Source organism: Pseudomonas sp. WS 5027 (genome assembly GCF_012985695.1).
In the GTDB taxonomy this organism is placed as follows: Bacteria; Pseudomonadota; Gammaproteobacteria; order Pseudomonadales; family Pseudomonadaceae; genus Aquipseudomonas; species Aquipseudomonas hygromyciniae.
Genome location: NZ_JAAQWU010000004.1, coordinates 1 through 20,126, shown reverse-complemented (window position 1 = coordinate 20,126; position 20,126 = coordinate 1). Strand labels below are relative to the sequence as shown.

Annotated in this window: 13 protein-coding genes; 7 read left to right on the top strand and 6 right to left on the bottom strand. The window is 62.7% G+C overall.

Annotated features, from left to right (window positions below; all coding sequences use genetic code 11):
• Position 1: 1 nt before the first annotated feature.
• The 5 genes from HBO09_RS06620 to HBO09_RS06600 all read right to left on the bottom strand — a co-directional run bounded on the left by HBO09_RS06620 (position 2) and on the right by HBO09_RS06600 (position 7,689).
• A complete protein-coding gene (locus HBO09_RS06620; RefSeq protein WP_169996533.1) occupies positions 2-433 on the bottom strand; it encodes a chemotaxis protein CheY in 432 nt (143 codons plus the stop codon).
• 121 nt (positions 434-554) lie between these two features.
• Positions 555-4,193: a transporter substrate-binding domain-containing protein gene (locus HBO09_RS06615; RefSeq protein ID WP_169996535.1), complete on the bottom strand. Its 3,639-nt coding sequence runs from the start codon at positions 4,191-4,193 to the stop codon at positions 555-557.
• 1 nt (position 4,194) lies between these two features.
• Positions 4,195-4,821, bottom strand: a complete 627-nt coding sequence (locus HBO09_RS06610) for a response regulator transcription factor (RefSeq protein ID WP_169996537.1) — start codon at positions 4,819-4,821, stop codon at positions 4,195-4,197.
• 490 nt (positions 4,822-5,311) lie between these two features.
• Positions 5,312-6,028 (bottom strand): MgtC/SapB family protein, encoded by a 717-nt coding sequence (locus HBO09_RS06605; protein WP_029293117.1) that lies wholly within the window; start codon positions 6,026-6,028, stop codon positions 5,312-5,314.
• Between the two features lie 323 nt (positions 6,029-6,351).
• Complete coding sequence (locus HBO09_RS06600) at positions 6,352-7,689, bottom strand: SidA/IucD/PvdA family monooxygenase (RefSeq protein ID WP_169996539.1); 1,338 nt, start codon at positions 7,687-7,689, stop codon at positions 6,352-6,354.
• A gap of 385 nt (positions 7,690-8,074) precedes the next feature.
• Here HBO09_RS06600 and HBO09_RS06595 point away from each other — a divergent pair, with 385 nt between their 5' ends.
• From HBO09_RS06595 to HBO09_RS06585, 3 genes are read left to right on the top strand one after another with little or no spacing between them, the layout of a single operon-like run.
• Positions 8,075-9,247 carry an efflux RND transporter periplasmic adaptor subunit gene (locus tag HBO09_RS06595; RefSeq protein WP_169996541.1) on the top strand — a complete coding sequence of 391 codons (1,173 nt, stop codon included), beginning with the start codon at positions 8,075-8,077 and terminating at the stop codon, positions 9,245-9,247.
• Positions 9,248-11,221 (top strand): MacB family efflux pump subunit, encoded by a 1,974-nt coding sequence (locus HBO09_RS06590; protein WP_169996543.1) that lies wholly within the window; start codon positions 9,248-9,250, stop codon positions 11,219-11,221.
• 7 nt (positions 11,222-11,228) lie between these two features.
• Positions 11,229-12,635, top strand: coding sequence for an efflux transporter outer membrane subunit (locus HBO09_RS06585; RefSeq protein WP_169996546.1), 1,407 nt, complete (start codon positions 11,229-11,231; stop codon positions 12,633-12,635).
• A gap of 193 nt (positions 12,636-12,828) precedes the next feature.
• On the opposite strand, the gene HBO09_RS06580 is transcribed toward HBO09_RS06585, so the two are convergent.
• Positions 12,829-14,457, bottom strand: a complete 1,629-nt coding sequence (locus tag HBO09_RS06580; protein WP_169997515.1) for a PvdJ/PvdD/PvdP-like protein — start codon at positions 14,455-14,457, stop codon at positions 12,829-12,831.
• A gap of 194 nt (positions 14,458-14,651) precedes the next feature.
• Between HBO09_RS06580 and pvdM the strand changes: the two genes are divergently transcribed.
• From pvdM to HBO09_RS06560, 4 genes are all read left to right on the top strand, one after another.
• On the top strand, positions 14,652-16,013 hold the full coding sequence (gene pvdM, locus HBO09_RS06575) for a pyoverdine-tailoring dipeptidase-like protein PvdM (protein ID WP_169997517.1): 1,362 nt from the start codon (positions 14,652-14,654) through the stop codon (positions 16,011-16,013).
• A complete protein-coding gene (locus HBO09_RS06570) occupies positions 16,010-17,269 on the top strand; it encodes an aminotransferase class V-fold PLP-dependent enzyme (RefSeq protein WP_169997519.1) in 1,260 nt (419 codons plus the stop codon). The genes pvdM and HBO09_RS06570 overlap by 4 nt, the downstream gene beginning before the upstream one ends.
• Positions 17,270-17,297: 28 nt before the next feature.
• Positions 17,298-18,176 (top strand): formylglycine-generating enzyme family protein, encoded by an 879-nt coding sequence (locus tag HBO09_RS06565; protein WP_169997521.1) that lies wholly within the window; start codon positions 17,298-17,300, stop codon positions 18,174-18,176.
• Positions 18,177-18,314: 138 nt separating this feature from the next.
• Entirely contained in the window at positions 18,315-19,964 is a 1,650-nt protein-coding gene (locus tag HBO09_RS06560; RefSeq protein WP_169997524.1) for a cyclic peptide export ABC transporter, read from the top strand.
• The last annotated feature ends 162 nt before the right edge of the window (positions 19,965-20,126 follow it).

The window sequence follows — 20,126 nt, the reverse complement described above, 5'->3', positions numbered from 1 at the left end:
GCTAAACCACCGGGCTGCGCGCCAGTTCCCGCAGCCACGGCAAGACTCGCAAGCCGCGGGCCGGCGACGGCGGGTCGATGATGTCCATGAAGTGTTCCAGGGTGACGCTGTCGGGCGATCCCGGCAAACGCACCAGAACCAGGGGCGCCAGGGAGGACGTTGGCTTCAGGTCCTGGTCGTCATAGACCAGCACATGGCGCACCTGATGTTGCTGCGCCAGCGCCAACGCTCCCCCCGCGCTGGCAGCCAGGCCCGCATGAATAACCAGCACATCGAAGGGCTCGGCCGGGATGTCGGTGAGGATCAGCACTTCCTCGAAAGTCTGCACCGGGACAATCCGGTAGTAGCCCAACTGGTTGAGCATTTTTTCGATGTGCAGCCGTTGCAGGTGCTGTTCATCAGCAATCAGGATGGTCAGTGCTTTGGTGGGCATGGCAAGTCCCTGAGCAGGTCGCGCTCGTGGCAAGAAGGAGCGCGCTACTGTTCCAGACATAATTGGACTACAAAATCAGCGGAGTTCCCCCTGCTCGTAGGATTTCTCCCAAATCCTACATTTATGCATGATCGCAGTAGTCGGTCAGGGCCTGATGCAACTGGTCAATGGCTTGCTGCACGCTCGCCACCGCAGCCGCCAATGCCTGAGGGTCGCGCCGTTCACAGGCGGCTTCCAGCGCCTCACAGTGGCTGACCAATGCCTGGGCCGAGACCAGGCGCGCCCCGCCCTTGGTGCGGTGAGCCAGGTCATGCAACTGGGCGTAGTCGTGTTTTTTGGGCAGTTCCTGCAATAGCGTGCGGTCGGCGGCAAGGCTCTCGAGCAGCGGTGCCAGCAACTCCTTGATGGCGCCCACGTCAGAGCCGGTCAACTTCATCAACCGACTCAAATCCACCCCAGGCACCGCGTCAACCTCCACCCCGGCCTGGACCGACGGCATGGCGGTACGTGACGCAAGCGCCGCATGCAGGTCCTCCAGCCCCGTGGGCTTGAACAGGCAACCATCCATTCCGGCCGCCAGGCAACGCTCCGTTTCTTCGGGCTGGGCGTTGGCGGTGAAACCCAGCAACAGGCACGGCGCCAATCCCCGGGCACGCTCATCGGCACGGATTTCCCGTGCCAGGTCATAGCCATTTTTCAGCGGCATATTGCAGTCTGTGATCACCCCGTCGAAACGCTCGGCATGCCAGCGCTCCAGGCCTTCCACGCCATCGTTGGCGGTAGTGATGCGGTGCCCCAGGAAGCTCAGTTGCCGGGTCAGCAATTGGCGGTTGGCAGGGTAGTCATCCACCACCAGGATGTTCAATGCGCGGGCGGGCGGCGCGTCCAGGGCAGCCGGTTCATGATAGGCGCTGGTGCTGGACGCCACCGCCAGTGGCAGCGTGACCTCTACGCGGGTCCCCTGCCCCAATCGGCTGCTCAACTTCAGTTGGCCGCCCATCATTTCACACAGGCTGCGACTAATCACCAGCCCCAGGCCAGAGCCACTGCGTGCCGACTGGTCGGTATTGCGCCCCTGGACAAACGGATTGAACAGCCGCGCCTGGTCCTCGACGCTGATCCCCACACCGCTGTCTTCCACCACCAGCCGCAGGGTCACGTAGCCATTGGCGACTGCCGGCGAGCCTCTGGCGCACAAATGCACATGGCCCTTGGCAGTAAACTTGATGGCATTGCTCAACAAATTGGAGACCACCTGTTTGAAGCGCAGCGGATCGATCATCACATAACGGTCCACCAAAGGGTCCAGATCCACCTTCAGCATCAGGCCCTTGGACCGGGCCAACCCTTCGAAGATACGGGCCACCGAGGCCAGCAGCTCCCGCAGGTTCGACGGTTCCAGGGTCAGGGACAAGTGGCCGGATTCGATCCGGGCAATGTCGAGAATGTCGCCGATCAACTCCAGCATGCCGCGCGAAGCATCGGAGGCCACCGCCAGGGCGTCGTGGTCGATGCGGCCCTGCTCGGCGTTTTTCAGCGCCAACTCGATCATGCCGATCACCGCATTCATCGGCGTGCGGATCTCGTGGCTCATGGTCGCCAGGAACGTGGTCTTGGCCCGGTTGGCGGCGTCGGCCCCCTCCTTGGCCTCTTGCAACTGCCCCAGCAAGCGCTGGCGTTCGCTGACGTCCACCCAGCCGGCAATCATCCCTACTACTTTTTCGTCACCGTCGCGGTAAGGCAGCATCCAGTGATAAATGGTCAGGGTCGCCCCGCCCGGCACCTTGAGCACACGGTCATGGATCTGCGGTTCTCCACGCTCCATCAGGCGCAAGTAATCTTCGTGGTAGGACTGGGCCTGGGGGTGATTGCCGGTGTCGGTCTCGACCACGGTCTTGCCGATCACATCTTCGAGCCGGAAGCCGAACACATTGAGGTAGGCACTGTTGCACGCCATCAACCGGCCCAGGCGGTCCCGCACGTAGATCGGGTGCGGCGTACCGTCGATCAACACGCTCATAAAGCGCATCTGGTCGCTCAGCGCGCGCTCGGCCTGGCCACGTTTGCGAATCAGGCTGCGCAGGTAAATGGCCCAACCCAGGGTAATCGCCAACAGCAGCGCTGCCACTGCGAACCCCTGGATAATTGTGTTGCGGTGGCGCAGCCAGTAACTGTCATCAATCACCACTTCGCTACGCCAATGATTGGTCAACTCGTCCATTTCCTGGGGCGTGATACTCAAAAGCGCCTTATCCAGGATCGAGTACAACTCCAATTGACCGCGCCCCACGCCAAAGGACACTCGCGCGGGCTGCGAGCCGACGGTGCTGGTGATACGCAGGCGATCCCGGTAGTGCTGGGCGATGATGTAGCGCGCAATAATCAGCGCATTGACCGTGCCATCCGCCGCGCCACTGACGACCAACTCCATGGCCTGCGCGGAATCCTCGGCGTCCACCAGTTGGATATCGGGATACTCGCGGCTGATGATCTCGCGCTGGACGCTGCCGCGGATCACCGCCAGGCGCTTGCCGGCCATGTCCTCGATGGTGATCGGACGGCTGCCATCGTCGCGCGAGATCAGCACAAACGGGTTGTTCAGGTACGGGCGGGTAAAGCGGATCAGGTCCTCACGATCCACGCTCGGGGTAATGAACGCGATCATGTCCGCGCTGCCCTCGCTGACCTGGCTGACTTGGCGGGGCAGTGACTGACCACGCACCACATCGAACTTCAGACCGGTGCGCAAGCTGATCTGGGCCAGTACCTCGGCGCTCAAGCCTTGCAATTGCCCGTGGTCATTGAAAAAAGACAAGGGCTGAAATTTGTCGAGCGCCGTCACCTTGACCCGTGGGTGCTTGTCCAGCCAACGCTGCTCACTGGCACTCAGGCGCAGGCGCTCGCGGCCAATGACCCCCAGGTTGCCAGAACTCCAGCGCCGCAGGATCTCCATCTGCTCATTGGCCGGAATCATCTCCAGCGCCGCATTGAAGATGTTCAACAGGTCTGAATTTTCCTCGGCGAACGCGAACGCGAAGGGGTTGACCTCCAAGCCGGAGAAGTCAGCCATGCGCACGTTATTGAGGTGGTTTTTGTTAATCAGATAGTTGGAGCTGATCGCATCGCCCAGATACACATCCGCCTGGCCGAAGGCAACGGCACCAATCGCCTCGAAGGTCGACGAATAGAGCTGCAACGAGGCGTTGGCGTAATAGGATGCCACCGCATTGGCCGGCATGTAGTGATAAAGCATCGCCAAGCGCTTGCCATCAAGCTCGCCGCTCAGGGCCTGGCTGTCTCCGACACGCGTCACCAGGGTCGGCTGATCGTTGGCGTACGAGCGCGAAAGCTTCAAATGCGGATCCGCCGCCTCGTAGCCATTGGCCGTGCCCAGGAAGTCGACGTCACCACGCTTGAGGGCATCGATGACCTCGTCCCGGTGCTCGTAGCGCTGGACCTGGATGGTCACGTTCAACATCTGCGCGATCAATGACGCGTAATCGGCGGTGATCCCTTCCAGCTCGTCGTTGTTGTTCGTCAGATCGAAAGGGGCATAGTCGGGGGCGGACACGCCCATGACCAGGGTGCGGCGCTCGCGCAGCCACTGCCAGTCCCCTTCTTTGAGGTGCACCTGCGGAGCATCTAGACTCGAGTGTCCCAACAGTTGCAGTTGCTGTGGCGCCCCCAGCGCCACGTTGATAGTGAGTGACAGGCTCGCCAGCCAGAGTACCGCGAGCCACTTGCCCAAAGACGTCGGCATGTCAGATCAGATGATTACGCTGGGCGAACTTGGACAGATGAACCACCGAAGACATACGCAACTTCTCCTTCAACCGTGTTTTGTAAGTGCTGATGGTCTTGTGACTCAGCAGCATATCCTCGGCGATCTCCTTGTTGCCCAGGCCCAACGCCAGCTTCTGCAGTACCGTCAGCTCCCGGTCCGAAAGCGCCTCGACCAGTTGCAGTTCCGTGGTCTGCAAGTCGTCCTTGCGCACGGAGCTGGTCGGCAGGCTGGGGAAACAGCTGTAGTTGGACATGACTGCCTTAATGGCCTTCTGCAACTCATCCAATTCACCGGTTTTCGCGACAAACCCCATCGCCCCGGCGCGCATGCAACGAGCCGAGAAAAATACCGCCAGATACGAGGTCAGGACCAAAATCTTGCAGGGCAGGCCCAAAGTCTTGATCCGGCTTATCACCTCCAGCCCGCCCAATTTGGGCATCGCCAAGTCCAGAATGATCAGGTCAGGCCGTTCCTCCCTGGCAATCTGTAAGGCATCAGCCCCGTTGCCAGCCTCGAAAATTTTCTCGAAGCCCTCCTGGCGCAACAGGTACCTGACGGTTGCACGAATGAACGGATGATCATCCACGATTAATGCTTTGCTCATGCGACTCCCTGGAAAGACACCACCGATTAGTTGCATTACTGGCGCACTTCCACTGTTTGAGGCGCCAATACCTTTACACATCGCACGAAACCCCTGTACCTGTGAAAAGTAACAGTTCCGACCAGCGGCACTGTCTACACAGAACGTTTCAACGGAACCTGGCTAGGTGCAACGGCGCAACATTAACAACGCAACGATGCCTTAGCCGAAGGGAAAATCCGGGCATCTTGTAGGATTAATCCTCACCAAAGCGTAGTCAAATACACGCAAAAAACCGCCTCCCTCTTCTAAGGCACGTCCCTTTCAAGATGTTTGAGAAACCGTTTTTGACTAGTTCCGATCAGTTGAGGGCAACCGCCGAGCTGTGGAGGACGGGCTTGTTGTGGAGAGCCGGACTGCTGTGGCGAGCGGGCTTGCCACAGCAGTCTCCACAAAAAGCCCGCTCGCCACAGCCCCAGGCAGCCCACGCAGGCGCTGTAAGCCTTTGCCGTCAGTCCGTGGTGCTGGGGCTCCAGAAAGCTTGCACCACCAGGGTCGACTGTGAAATCCGCGTGACCAGAGCATCCAGCTCGTCGCCGTCAACCGAATTGGCCGCCAGGGTGGCCTCGATCTCGACCTCATCACTGCCGAACGGACGGACGTCGACATCACTGGCCGGATAGTTGCAGCGCGCCAGTTCCGACTCCAGCAAGGCCATCACCGCTTGCTGCTGGGTACGCCGGGCGATCACGTAGAGGATGTTGGTGACCTCGGCAGACACCACGTCCAGCGGCTGGCGGTTGATGTTATTGACGATCGGGCGCAGCAAGGTATTGGCCGCCAGCACAAACATCGTGCCCAGGAACGCCTCGAGGATCAGGTCCGCACCGGCACAGGCGCCCACGGCGGCGGACGTCCACAGCGTGGCAGCGGTATTGAGCCCGCGCACGTTGCCCTCCTCGCGCATGATCACCCCGGCGCCGAGAAAGCCAATGCCGGACACCACATACGCCACCACCCGCACGGCGCCTTCGGCCCCGGCCAGGCGGTTGGCCATGTCGACAAAGATCGCCGCTCCGACCGCCACCAACACGTTGGTGCGCAGCCCCGCCGTACGCTGGCGGAACTGGCGCTCAAAGCCGATCAGCCCACCGAGAATAAAGGCCGCGCTGAGGCTGACCACGGTGTCGATCAGGGAATCGAGATTGATGTTATTGAGGGCTTGCATGATGAATCTCCCTTTGATTGCCCGCAGAATCAGCGTCGAAAAAAGGGGGATCAGGTAGGAACCAGAACGGTTCGCCACCGAAATACCGCTTCTCGCTTTAGCGGCGAGGCAACGGCATGGGGATGCGCGTCAGCTGGCCAAGCCTGGTCGACAACTGTCACTCGAAAGTCTGTTCACGAAGGTCTGCGCTATGGTTGAAAACCGGCGCAGCTTACGCCCGCAGTCTGCGCGAGCAAAGTGACAGTGCGGCGAATCGGCGGCTTCTTCAGCAAGGGTTCAGGCAAGGATCGCTCCCGCAGGCGCGGGAACGATCCGCGGCGCTGTCAGCTCGCGGTGGCCAGCAGCACGTCACGCACCGAGCGCCCCTGGCCCAGGCGCCGATCATGCTCATGCAGCGATGCGGCAATCTCGTCGGCGCGAATCGGCAGGATAGACAGCAAGGTATCGCTCAAGCCATGGCTGGCCTGGCTGAAACCCTGCATATAGATCCCGGCCTTGCAGCGCTCGTCGGTGACCACGCGGTAGTCGCGGCTCACTTCAAACTCACCCATGTAAGCTTCGAGCGGCGCCAGCAACTGGCGATGCATCTGCCGCTCATAGCCAGTGGCCAGGACCACCGCATCGTAGTGATTGATCACGGTCTCGCCGGTGGCGTTGTGACGCACCACCAATTCGATGCCCAAGGGCCCGGCGCTGGCTTTTTCCACGGTGGTCAGGGTACGGAAGGCGTGACGGGCGATGCCCGAGACTTTCTGCCGGTAGAAAATCCCGTAGATACGCTCGATCAGGTCCAGGTCCACCACCGAATAGTTGGTGTTGTGGTACTCGTTGACCAGGCGTTCGCGCTCGCTGCTGGGCTGTTGGAACACCAGGTCGGTGAACTCCGGGGAGAACACTTCGTTGACGAACGGGCTGTCATCGGCAGGCTTGAGGGCCGAGCCGCGCAGGATGATATCCACCTGCACCGAAGGGAAGCTGTCGTTCAGATCGATAAACGCTTCGGCCGCGCTCTGCCCTCCGCCGATGATCGCAATGCGCATCGGCTTGCCGTCAACACATGGCTGCTGGGCCATGCGCGACAGGTACTGGGAATGGTGGAACACCCGCCCGTCATCCTTGAGCGCCTTGAACGCCTCGGGAATCCGTGGCGTGCCACCGGCACTGACCACCACCGAGCGCGCGGTGCGCACCAGTTGCTCGCCGTGGGCATCGTGGGAGATCACCCGCAGCGCCTCGACCTGCTGCTGATGCAGGATCGGCTCGATGGCCAGCACTTCCTCACCATAGCGGCTCTGCTCGGTAAATTGCCCGGCGACCCAGCGCAGGTAGTCGTTGTACTCCATGCGGCATGGGTAGAACGTGCCCAGGTTGATAAAGTCCACCAGGCGCCCGTGGGCCTTGAGGTAATTGACGAAGGAATAGGGGCTGGTGGGGTTGCGCAGGGTCACCAGATCCTTGAGGAAGGAAATCTGCAGCTCACTCTGGCTCACCAGGGTATTGCCATGCCAGCGGTAGTCGGCCTGCTTGTCGAGAAACAGCACGTCGAGCTTGCCCTGGGCTTTCTCGCGCTCTTGCAGGGCGATGGCCAGCGCCAGGTTCGAAGGACCGAAACCAATACCGATCAGGTCGTGAACCGCGGGCGATGCAATTGCCTGTGTCATTCCAGTGTCCTCTGGATAAGCCCCGTGGCGCTGGGGCGGAAAGCCTGGGCGACCTGCTGAACAACAGGCCATGTGTTGATAGGAAACGAGAACCATGAAAAAAAATTTAAGGCACGCACCTGATTCATCCCAGCAGCCGCGACAGCGGTTGCCGCGCCGCGCAGTGATGGCAGTTTGAGCTCTTCTAATTTATAGTCATTCTCATCTAGAGTTGATTTGCCTCACCCTCGCCGCCCAATACTGGCGTTTCGCCCAGCTGTAACGGCGTATGTAAGCACTTAAATTTCAGAGCAAATACCTCGTTTACCTGACAGCTTCCCGCGCCTGTCTCTGCCCCTTTGGGCGATTGAGCTGCGGTCCGAACTTTCCTGGCTGGAACCCGTGCATGAACCGTCCCCGACATACCCGGCGCGCTCTGCTGGCAGCACTTTGCCTGATCCCCGTGGCCGCCTTCGCCGCCTGGCAACTGATCCCGCCCGGCCGGGATAAATTTGCCACCCTGCAGGTACACCGGGGCGATATCGAGAGCAGTGTCACCGCCCTCGGCACCCTGCAACCGCGGCGCTACGTCGATGTCGGCGCCCAGGCGTCCGGGCAGATCCGCCGGATTCACGTCGAAGCCGGCGCCCAGGTCAAAGAAGGCGACCTGCTGGTAGAAATCGATCCCGCCACCCAACAAGCCAAGCTCGACGCCACTCGCTACTCCATCGCCAATCTGCAGGCCCAACTGCAAGAGCAGCACGCGCAAAACCGCCTGGCGCAGCAGAAATTCCAACGCCAGCAACGTCTCGCGGCGGGTGGCGCCACCCGCGATGAAGACGTGCAGACCGCCCAGGCCGAACTGGACGCCACCCAGGCACGCATCAACATGTTCAAGGCCCAGATCAGCCAGGCCCAGGCCACGTTGCGGGTCGATCAGGCCGAGTTGGGCTACACGCGCATCTATGCGCCGATCTCCGGCACCGTAGTGGCCGTGGATGCCCGCGAAGGCCAGACCCTCAACAGCCAGCAACAGACGCCGCTGATCCTGCGGATCGCCAACCTGTCGCCCATGACCGTCTGGGCGGAGGTCTCGGAAGCCGATATCGGCCATGTCAAACCCGGCATGCAGGCCTATTTCACCACCCTGAGCGGCGGCAACCGGCGCTGGACCAGCACTGTGCGCCAGATCCTGCCGGTGCCGCCCAAGCCCCTCAACGAAACCAGCCAGGGCGGCGGCAACCCCAGCAGTTCGAGCAAGAGTGGCAGCGGCCGCGTGGTGCTCTACACCGTGCTGCTGGATGTGGATAACGCCGACAATGCGCTGATGGCAGAAATGACCGCCCAAGTGTTTTTCGTCGCCAGCCGCGTCACCAATGCGCTGACCGCGCCCGTCGCGGCCCTACAAGGCGGCACCCGCCCCGACCTGCAACTGGCCCGCGTGGTCGCCAAGGACGGCAGCATCGAAGACCGTGAGGTGCGGGTCGGCATCAGTGATCGCCTGCGCATCCAGATCCTCGATGGCCTCAACGAAGGCGACCACCTGTTGATCGGTCCCGCCCAAAGCAGCGGAGGCTGAATGTTGACGCCGCTGATCGAACTTCGGGACATCCGCAAATCCTACGGTGGCGGTGATGCGCCCCAGGTCGACGTGCTGCGCGGGATCGACCTGTCGATCCATGCCGGGGAATTCGTGGCGATTGTCGGGGCCTCAGGCTCGGGCAAGTCCACCTTGATGAATATCCTCGGCTGCCTCGACCGCCCCACTGTCGGCCAATACCTGTTCGCTGGGGAGAACGTTGCCCAGTTGGACACCGACGAATTGGCCTGGCTGCGTCGCGAGGCCTTTGGCTTTGTGTTCCAGGGCTACCACCTGATCCCCTCCGGCTCGGCCCAGGAAAACGTCGAGATGCCGGCGATCTATGCCGGCACGCCCGCCGCCGAACGCCACGCCCGCGCCGCCGCCCTGCTGACCCGCCTGGGGCTGGCCGGGCGTACCGGCAACCGCCCGCACCAATTGTCCGGCGGCCAGCAGCAACGGGTGTCGATTGCCCGGGCCTTGATGAACGGCGGCCATATCATCCTCGCCGATGAACCCACCGGCGCCCTCGACAGCCATAGCGGCGCCGAGGTCATGACCCTGCTTGACGAGCTGGCCAGTCAGGGTCACGTGGTAATCCTGATTACCCACGACCGCGAAGTCGCGGCGCGGGCCAAGCGCATCATCGAAATCCGCGACGGCCTGATCATCAGCGACACCCCCAACCCCCACGCTCAGCCTGGCGCCGAGGCCAACCCCAAGGCCCTGCAAGCGGTGGACCTGCGCCAACGCCTGGCCGACGGCGCCGAGCACAATGGCGCGTGGAAAGGCGAACTGCTGGATGCCGTGCAGGCGGCCTGGCGGGTAATGTGGATCAACCGTTTCCGCACGGCCCTGACCCTGCTGGGGATCATTATCGGCGTGGCCTCGGTGGTGGTGATGCTCGCCGTGGGTGAAGGCAGCAAGCGCCAGGTCATGGCACAGATGGGCGCCTTTGGCTCCAATATCCTCTATGTCAGCGGCTCGGCGCCCAACCCCCGCACACCGCCCGGCATCATCACCATGAACGACGTCGCCGCCATGGCCGCCCTGCCCCAGGTCAAGCGCATCATGCCGGTCAATGGCGCGGAGGCCGGGGTGCGTTTCGGCAATGTCGACCACATGGCCTACGTCGGCGGCAACGACACCAACTTCCCGGCGATCTTCAACTGGCCGGTGGTCGAGGGCAGCTACTTCACCGAGGCTGACGAGCGTGCCGCCGCGACCGTCGCGGTGATTGGCAAACGGGTGCGCGACAAGCTGTTCAAGGACCTGCCCAGCCCCATCGGCCAATACATCCTGATCGAAAACGTGCCCTTCCAGGTGATCGGCGTACTCGCCGAAAAAGGCGCCAGTTCCGGCGACAAGGACAGCGACGACCGTATCGCCATCCCCTACTCCGCCGCGAGTATCCGGCTGTTCGGCAGCTACAACCCGGAATACGTGGTGATTGCCGCCGCCGACGCGCGCAAGGTGCACGAGGCAGAAAAAGCCATCGAGCAACTACTGCTGCGCCTGCACAACGGCAAGCGTGATTTCGAACTGACCAACAACGCCGCGATGATCCAGGCCGAGGCCCGGACCCAGAACACCCTGTCACTGATGCTCGGCTCGATTGCCGCCATCTCGTTGCTGGTGGGCGGCATCGGGGTGATGAATATCATGCTGATGACCGTACGTGAGCGCACCCGGGAAATCGGTATTCGCATGGCCACCGGCGCCCGACAGCGGGACATCCTGCGCCAGTTCCTCACCGAAGCGGTGATGCTCACGGTGGTCGGCGGGGTGGCCGGGATCGGCCTGGCCCTGCTGGTGGGTGGCGCGCTGATCCTCAGCAGCGTGGCCGTCGCCTTCTCGCTGCCTGCAGCCTTGGGCGCCTTCGCCTGCGCCCTGGTCACCGGCGTCATCTTCGGCTTTATGCCCGCCCGCAAAGCAGCCCGGCTCGACCCGGTCACGGCCCTTACCAGTGAATGATCGCCCTATGAAAGCGCACTTGACCCTCGTCGCCGCCAGCCTGCTGTTGGCCGCGTGCAGCAACCCGGCGCAGCGCCCGGACAGCGGCTTGCAACCGCCGCCCGCCTGGGACAGTGCGAGCCAGGCCAACGCCCTGCACGTCAACCAGCAATGGTGGACGGCCTTTGCCAGCCCGCAACTCGACCAACTGATCGAACAGGCCCGCAGCGCCAGCTTCGACCTGGCCAGCGCCATGGCGCGGGTGCGCCAGGCCCAGGCCGGCGCGGTGGTGGCCGGCGCGCCGTTGCTGCCCGAACTCAAGGGCGGGCTCAACGCCAACCGCCAGAAACTCCTGCGCGGCAACGGCTACAGCGAACTGGATGCCGACAACAACAATGACGCGGTGGACTACTTCAATGCCAGCCTGACGGCCAGCTACGAAATCGACTTCTGGGGCGGCAAGCGCGCCGCGCGCGACAGTGCAGAGCTTGCGGTGCGCGCCAGTGAATTCGAGCGTGCCACGGTGGAGTTGACCCTGCTCAGCGGCGTGGCCACCACCTACACCCAGCTCCTGGCCCTGCACGAACAACAACGCATCGCCGAACTGAACCTGGCCAATGCGCAGAACGTGCTCAAGCTGGTACAGACCCGGTATGACGCCGGCTCTGCCACCCAGCTTGAGCTGGCCCAGCAAAAGAGCCTGGTCGCCACCCAGCAACGCCAGTTGCCAGAAGTACGCCAGCGCGCCGAGGCTGCGCGAATCAGCCTGGCCGCCCTGCTCGGCCAACCGGTGCAGGCCCTGCAACTGACGCCCCAGGCCTTTGATCAACTGCGCTGGCCGAGCATCGCCGCCGGCGTGCCCAGCGACCTGCTCAGCCGCCGCCCGGACATCGCCAGTGCCGAAGCACAACTGGCGGCCGCCCAGGCCGACATCATCGTCGCCCGCGCCGCCATGCTGCCCAGCGTCACCCTGACCGCCAACCTGGGCTCCGGCGCCAACCGCGCTGCCGATATGCTGCGCAACCCGTTCTACAACCTCACGGGCGGGCTGATCGCACCGATCTTCAACCACGGCCGCCTCAGCGCCGAACGCGACAAGGCCACCGCACGCCAGGATGAATTGCTGCAAACCTATCGCGCAGTGATCATCAATGGCTTTGCCGATGTGGAAAAGGCCTTGAGCAGCATTCGTCGGCTGGACGAACAGCGCCAGTGGCAGCAGGAGGAGTTAAGCCAGGCGCAGACCGCGTTCCGTATTGCCCAGAGTCGCTACGAGGCTGGCGCGGAGGACTTGCTCACCGTACTGGAAACCCAACGCACGCTGTATGCCGCCCAGGATTTGAACGTGCAACTGCGTCAAGCGCGGTTGGCGGCGAGTATTGCGCTATACAAGGCGCTGGGCGGCGGTTGGCAGGCGTCCGATCTTCAACGATGAGGATCTGACGGTGTGTGGGCTGTATCTGTGGCAACTAGGCTTCCCTAAAACCAGGCACCTCGGTGTGTCTGAAAAAACGCGGGGCGTTTGGTAGGGCCGCTTCGCAGCCCAGCGCGGGGCAAGCCCGCTCGCCACAACAAGCCCGCTCCCCACAAAAAGCCAGCTAGCCACAACAAGGCCACACACGCGGCGGTTAAAGCGTGCGTTCCTTGACCTTCAAATGCCGCGCATACCACGGTCGTTTCGGCACCTTGCGGAACAAGTCCTGCAGTTTGTCGTCGTCAGCGCCGAAGGTGATGCGCAACGCCAGTTTCATGGTTTCCGGGTCCATTTCCACGGTGCGGCCCATCTGCAGTCCGGGGGTGGTGCTGCAACCATGGGTATCCGGCCCCAGCCACGGATCACCCACCTCGACCCAGCGCCCCGGCGCAAACCATGGCACACCGTTGACCTCCAGGCGGCTCAGCTCACCCGGATGAAAGCGTTGATGGGCGCGAAACCAATCCTCTAGCCGGTCATCGATCCAACCATGGAAATGCCAGAACACCGGGTTCACATGGGAAGAAAACGGGTCACCCAAAAAGTCATTCTCGGGCTCATACCAGCGTGCCGCAAAGTCCGCCGGATCCCGGGCAAAGGGCACCGGCGCGCCGTTGGACGGGTCGCGCGGTACCGACGCCCAGCGCATATGCAACCAATCGTGCAGCCCCAGCTCAACCTCAGAGCCAAACTGGCCCAGGGTCAACTTGGCCAGGTAACGCGGGTCGCGGTACTGCGACTCCCACACCTGGAAGTTACTGTGATAGGTCTCGGCCGCCTTGATCTCACTGACCCACTGGCTGTACTGCTCGTCGCCGCTGGCCGTCCAGGTCGGCGGCAGTGCGAAGCCATCGTGATTGTCGAAGTAGCGCGCAAAGCCCTGGCGATCACGCTCAAGCTCTGGCTGCGGCTGCGGGAAGCGCGGCCAGGACGGCAAGTCCTGCAGGGAACGCGCGGTGCCGAGCATGTGCCGGTGCATGAAGAAAAAGTCGATACCCGAGCCATTGCGGTCCTTGCGCGGGCCGCGGGCGTCGCGCTCTTGATCCCGTGGCCCGGGTTGCCAACCGATGCCGCGCAGGGCGTTGCGCTTGTCTTCGGTAAGCTTGTGCCACTGGTCCCGCGAGGCGTGCCAGAGCTGGTGAAACAGGCGGTGCTCGGGGGCTATCAACCAGGCCAGTAGCGTCGGGTTCAGGCCGATTCGTTCGCGGGCTTCGGGGAACAATTTCTTGGTGGCGACAAACCGGTTATCCAGCTCCAACGCTGCCAGGGGCCGGTCGAGGTTGAGGATCTGCCCGCTGAGGGTGCCGCTGCCAGCATTGCCGAAACTGTCCCAGACCTCGTCCAGGCTCATCTTGAATTCATAGGCCGGCATGCCATCTGGCGAATCGCGGTCGATCAGGCGCCAGTACAGCAGCGCTGCATTGCCCGGAACCAGATCACCCAGGACCTGATAGCGCGGCTCATCCGGCCCCCGCAGGTGCCCAGTGGTGTCCAGGTAGCCGCGCACGCCACGGCCACGCGGTGCGATATCAATAAACAGTTCCAGATCGTCGAGGGGCAAGCCTTGCAGGCCGGCATCACGCCCTTCCAGGCGCAGGCTCCAGATACCGCGCAGGCTGTCCGCCAACTGCTGGCCGGCGGTGTCCGCCAGGTCCACCGTGGCTTCCTCGGGCGTGATGGGGAATTCCTCACGCGTCAACTCGCGATGGGCATAAAAGGCTGCAGGTACGGCGGCGCCGGTCAGCGCCAGGCCTGCGATAAACCCTCGTCGAGAAATCGTCATGTTCCTACCTGTGTCAGCCTTGGAGCAGGCTTTATCCAAGCTAGAACGTTTTGCCGGACAGCAAATTTACTGTGGGAGCCGGCTCCCACCGTTGATGGTGGGGATACTTAAATTTTCCGGGCCTGCGCTCGTTCTTCCCAGATAGCAAAGGCCCCTTGCGCCTGCACCTCAAAGGCGAACCGACTGAGATGGCAATGACAAAACCACGTTCGAAAAAGGCTCTATACATCGGCCTGCCCTTGGCCCTGGCCATCGCTGCCGGCGCAGGCTTTGCCTGGGACCACTGGTTTGGCGGCAATGCCGGTTACCCGCTGGAAGTGATCAAGCAAGCCAATGAACTGCAGGACCGCCTGCTCTCGTTCGACAGCCATATCACCGTGCCCCTGGACTTCGGCACCGCCGGCCATGAAGCGGACAAGGACGGCAGCGGCCAGTTCGACCTGGCCAAGGCCAGTCGCGGGCGCCTGTCGGGGGCGGCGCTGACGATTTTCGGCTGGCCCGAGCTGTGGAATGGACCCAACGCGCCGCACAAACCCACCGCAGGCTTTGTCGACGAAGCCCGGCACCAGCAAGAGGTGCGCTACAAGATCATTGCCGGCATGGTTCGCGACTTTCCCAACCAGGTGGGCATCGCCTACACCCCGGCCGATTTCCGCCGCCTGCATGGCGAAGGCAAGTTTGCGATTTTTATCAGCATGCTCAACGCCTACCCCCTGGGTAATGATCTGGATCTGCTGGACATGTGGACGGCGCGGGGCATGCGCATGTTCGGCTTCAGCTATATCGGCAATAACAGCTGGGCCGACTCCTCGCGCCCGCTGCCGTTTTTCAATGACTCGCCGGACGCCCTCGGCGGCCTCTCACCCATCGGCAAGCAAGCGGTGCAGCGCCTGAACGACCTGGGCGTGATCATCGACGTGTCGCAAATGTCCACCACCGCCCTCGAGCAAGTGGCGCAGTTGAGCCGCACGCCCATGGTCGCCTCCCACTCCGCGCCCCGCGCTTCGGTGGATATCCCGCGCAACCTCAGTGACAAAGAACTGCAACTGATCAAGAACAGCGGCGGCGTGGTGCAAGTGGTGGCGTTCGGCGGGTATCTGCGCCCGCTGAGCCAACCGATTCAGGACAAGCTCAACGCACTGCGCGCGCGTTTCGATCTGCCGCCCCTGCCCAACCTGGCAATGGCCCTGATGCCCGGCGACCCGATCATCGCCGCCTGGTCGGAACAGAAGTTCGGCGAATACGCCAGCGAGCTCTACGCCATTCTCGAAGAGGAACCCAAGGCCAGCCTCAAGGACCTGGGGGATGCCATCGACTACACCGTGCGCAAGATCGGTATCGACCACGTCGGCATTGCCTCGGACTTCAACGAAGGCGGTGGCGTCAAGGGCTGGAACGATGTGAGTGAGGTGCGCAACGTGACCGCCGAACTGCTCACCCGTGGCTACTCCGAAGCCGATATCGCCAAGTTGTGGGGCGGCAATTTCCTGCGGGTGTGGGAGCAGGTGCAACAGTCCGCCAAGCCTGGCGTGTTGCCAAGCGAGCAGACGCCATGAGCGACCGCCGCACCTTTCTCAAACACGCCGGCATTCTCGCCGCCAGCCTGCCTTTGGGGGTCAACCTGCAGGTGCAGGCAGCACCCACCGATAAATGGGCCGGCCTGCGCCAACTGTTCGACCAGGACCCGAACTACATCCACTTCTCCAACTTCCTGATCACCTCCCACCCAAGGCCGGTACGCGAGGCCATCGAGCGCCACCGCGCCGCCATCGATCGCAACCCCGGCCTGACCATGGATTGGGACCTGCAGGAACCCTGGAAGCGCGAAGGCCAGGTGCGCGAATGGGCCGGTCGCTATCTGCAAGCCAAACCCGCCCAGATCGCCCTCACCGGCAGCACCACCGAAGGGCTGGCGATGATCTACGGCGGCCTCCACGTGCGCCCCGACCAGGAAATCCTCACCACCGAGCACGAACATTTTTCCACCGACAGCATCCTCGCGTTCCGCACCCAGCGCGACGCCACCCAGGTGCGCAAGATCCAGCTGTTCGCCAATGCCAGCCAAGTGTCGGTCGATGAAGTGTTGACGAGCATCGAGCGCAATATTCGCCCCAACACCCGGGTGCTGGGCATGACCTGGGTTCAATCGGGCAGTGGCGTGAAGCTGCCGATCGGCGAAATCGGCCAACTGGTCAAGCGCCACAACCAGGGGCGTGACGAAAAGGACCGTATTGTCTACGTGGTGGATGGCGTGCATGGCTTTGGCGTCGAAGACCTGGCCTTCCCGGACATGCACTGCGACTTCTTTATTGCCGGCACCCACAAATGGATGTTCGGGCCACGGGGCACCGGCCTGGTGTGCGCCGCATCGGAGCAGGTGACCAGCCTCACTCCCAGCCTGCCGACGTTCTCCGAAGACACTGATTTTGCTACCTCCTTCTCCCCCGGCGGCTATCACGCCTTTGAGCATCGCTGGGCGCTGGACGAGGCCTTCAAGCTGCACCTGCAACTGGGCAAGGCCGAGGTCCAGCAGCGCATCCACAGCCTCAATACCTACCTCAAGGAGCGCTTGCAGGCGCGACCGAACATCGAGTTGGTCACCCCGGCCAACCCGCAGTTGTCGGCCGGCTTCAGCTTCTTCCGGGTCAAGGGCCAGGACAGCGACAAGGTGGCCGCCTACCTGATGCGCAACCGGGTCATCAGCGACGCGGTGAACCGTGACGTCGGCCCGGTGGTGCGCACTGCGCCGGGTTTGCTCAATACCGAAGATGAAGTCGACCACTTCCTGACGCTGCTCGACAAAACCCTTTGACGCCTTTTTCTTGTTATCGAGACGACTCATGAACGATGAACCGCTCACCCCAACGCTGCTCAAGTCACTGGCCCTGACGGCATTGATCGCCTGCCTGGCGCCAGCCGCCCAGGCCGCAACGCCGCCCAAGCCCGGCACCGTGTTCAAGGACTGCAAGCACTGCCCGGAAATGGTGGTGCTGCCCACCGGCACCTTCAAGATGGGCACACCGGACGATGAAGTCGGCCGCCAGCCCGATGAAGGCCCGATCCATGACGTGACCTTTGCCAAACCCGTGGCCATCAGCCGCTTCCAGGTATTGGCCGGCGAGTGGGACCGCTTTATACAAGAGACCGGCTACAAAATGCCCGACGGCGACGACCGGCCAGGGCGCAAATGCACGGCTGGCAAGCCCAGCTACCCCATCACCGCCAAGCATCCGGCCGTGTGCATGGACTTTGCCGAAGCCAACGCCTATGTCGCCTGGCTGTCGAAGAAAACCGGCAAGCACTACCGCCTGGTCAGCGAATCCCTGCGCGAGTACGCCGCCCGGGGCGGTACCTCCGGGCCCTTCCCATTCCCGTTCGATGAGGGCAAGGAATACAGCATCGCCAAGCACGCCAATACCTACGGGCCGGCGGATGGCTACAGCTACACCTCCCCCGCCGGCAGCTATGCGCCCAATGCGTTCGGCGTGTATGACATGCACGGCAACGTCTATGAATGGGTCAAAGACTGTGAAAACGACAGCTATGTGGGTGCGCCCAGCGATGGCAGCGCCTGGCTGACCGGGCAATGCGAGGTGCGGCAGATTCGCGGCAACGACTGGGGCGAAGCGCCGGTGTTTTCCCGTTCCGGCAACCGCAACAACCTCTACCCCAACGTGCGCGGCGACTGGCTGGGCTTGCGGGTAGCGCGGGACCTGTGAGCCCGCGCTACCGGACGCGAGGCTAAATCGCGCCGCGCCCGACTCGTCCTCCTACTATCGGCCTGCCAGCGGTAAACCTTCGCGCGCAGGCCTTCACTTGCCCACAGCACGTAGCCACGTCGCGATCGAGGTAGTTTCATGACCGCAGCACCGCGCAGCGCCATTCGCGAACTCTTGAGCCTGCTCAAGCCCTATCGACCGATTGTCATTTCTTCCATCACCCTGGGCATCATCGGCGGCCTCAGCGTCACCGCGCTGCTGGCCACGGTCAACCGCGGCCTGCACAGCGCCGACGGCATGGGTACCGGCGTGGTCCTGGCCTTCGCCGGGCTGTGCCTTTTGGCCTTGCTCAGCAGTATCGGCGCCGATATCGGCACCAACTTCGTCGGGCAGAAGGTGATTGCCAAACTGCGCAAGGACCTCGGCGCCAAGGTGCTTGCCGCGCCCATCGAGCAGATCGAGCGCTATCGCACCCACCGCCTGATCCCGGTGCTGACCCACGACGTGGACACCATCAGCGACTTCGCCTTCGCTTTCGCCCCGCTGGCGATTTCCACCACAGTGATCCTTGGCTGCCTGGGCTACCTGGCGGTGCTGTCCTGGCCGATCTTCCTGATGACCCTGCTGGCCATCGGGATTGGTTCGGCGGTGCAGTTCGTGGCCCAAAGCAAAGGCATCAAGGGCTTCTACGCAGCCCGCGACGCCGAAGACAACCTGCAAAAACACTACTCGGCGATTGCCGAGGGCGCCAAGGAACTGCGCATCCACCGCCCACGCCGGCACGCCATGCACACCCGCAATATCCAGGGCACCGCCGACCATATCTGCGACACCCATATCCGCTCGATCAATATCTTCGTGATTGCCAAGAGCCTGGGCTCGATGCTGTTTTTTGTGGTGATTGGCCTGGCGCTGACCCTGCAGCAGTTCTGGCCCAGCTCGGACCCGGCGGTGATGAGCGGCTTTGTCCTGGTGCTGCTGTACATGAAAGGCCCGCTGGAAAACCTGATCGGCAACCTGCCGATCATCAGCCGCGCACAAATCGCCTTCCGGCGCATTGCCGACTTGTCGGAGCGTTTCTCCTCGCCGGAACCGCACCTGCTACTCGATGACGCCGACAAAAGCGTGCCGGTGATGAAGCACCTGGAGCTGCGCAACGTGCAGTACGCCTTCCCGCCCGTGGAAGGCAGCGAGCCGTTCACGCTGGGGCCGGTCAACCTGAGTATCGAGCCTGGGGAAATCCTGTTTATCGTCGGCGAAAACGGCTGCGGCAAGACCACCCTGATCAAGCTGTTGCTGGGCCTGTACACCCCGCAGCACGGCGAAATCCGCCTCAACGGCCTGCCCGTGGATGCCCTGGGCCTGGACGACTACCGCCAGATGTTCACCACGATCTTTGCCGACTATTTCCTGTTCGACGACCTGGTGCAGAACGACAAGGCCCTGCCCGACGACGCCAGCCAATACCTGGAACGCCTGGAGATCGCGCACAAGGTCAGCGTGCGCGACGGCGCGTTCACCACCACCGACCTGTCCACCGGGCAACGCAAGCGCCTGGCCCTGGTCAACGCCTGGCTCGATGAGCGCCCGGTGCTGGTGTTTGACGAGTGGGCGGCCGACCAGGATCCGACGTTCCGGCGGATTTTCTACACCGAGCTGCTGCCGGACCTCAAGCGCTTGGGCAAGACCATCATCGTCATCTCCCACGACGACCGTTACTTCGATGTGGCTGACCAACTGGTGCGCATGCAGGCCGGCCGGGTCATCAGCGAAAAAGCCTTTGCCTGATACCTGAGACAGGTCTTCTGTGGCAAAGGGGCTTGTCTGTGGTAATGGCTTGCCTGTGGCGAGCGGGCTTGCCACACACAAGATCCAGCCACCACACACAAATACCCATCACCACAGACAAGCTCCCGCCACCACAGACCAGCGCCCTCTCCACAGGCCCCT

What these genes read in the sequence shown, in the direction of transcription:
- HBO09_RS06620 (WP_169996533.1), bottom strand. Translation starts at nt 433, where the DNA reads ATGCCCACCAAAGCACTGACCATCCTGATTGCTGATGAACAGCACCTG.
- HBO09_RS06615 (WP_169996535.1), bottom strand. Translation starts at nt 4,193, where the DNA reads ATGCCGACGTCTTTGGGCAAGTGGCTCGCGGTACTCTGGCTGGCGAGC.
- HBO09_RS06610 (WP_169996537.1), bottom strand. Translation starts at nt 4,821, where the DNA reads ATGAGCAAAGCATTAATCGTGGATGATCATCCGTTCATTCGTGCAACC.
- HBO09_RS06605 (WP_029293117.1), bottom strand. Translation starts at nt 6,028, where the DNA reads ATGCAAGCCCTCAATAACATCAATCTCGATTCCCTGATCGACACCGTG.
- HBO09_RS06600 (WP_169996539.1), bottom strand. Translation starts at nt 7,689, where the DNA reads ATGACACAGGCAATTGCATCGCCCGCGGTTCACGACCTGATCGGTATT.
- HBO09_RS06595 (WP_169996541.1), top strand. Translation starts at nt 8,075, where the DNA reads ATGAACCGTCCCCGACATACCCGGCGCGCTCTGCTGGCAGCACTTTGC.
- HBO09_RS06590 (WP_169996543.1), top strand. Translation starts at nt 9,248, where the DNA reads ATGTTGACGCCGCTGATCGAACTTCGGGACATCCGCAAATCCTACGGT.
- HBO09_RS06585 (WP_169996546.1), top strand. Translation starts at nt 11,229, where the DNA reads ATGAAAGCGCACTTGACCCTCGTCGCCGCCAGCCTGCTGTTGGCCGCG.
- HBO09_RS06580 (WP_169997515.1), bottom strand. Translation starts at nt 14,457, where the DNA reads ATGACGATTTCTCGACGAGGGTTTATCGCAGGCCTGGCGCTGACCGGC.
- pvdM (WP_169997517.1), top strand. Translation starts at nt 14,652, where the DNA reads ATGACAAAACCACGTTCGAAAAAGGCTCTATACATCGGCCTGCCCTTG.
- HBO09_RS06570 (WP_169997519.1), top strand. Translation starts at nt 16,010, where the DNA reads ATGAGCGACCGCCGCACCTTTCTCAAACACGCCGGCATTCTCGCCGCC.
- HBO09_RS06565 (WP_169997521.1), top strand. Translation starts at nt 17,298, where the DNA reads ATGAACGATGAACCGCTCACCCCAACGCTGCTCAAGTCACTGGCCCTG.
- HBO09_RS06560 (WP_169997524.1), top strand. Translation starts at nt 18,315, where the DNA reads ATGACCGCAGCACCGCGCAGCGCCATTCGCGAACTCTTGAGCCTGCTC.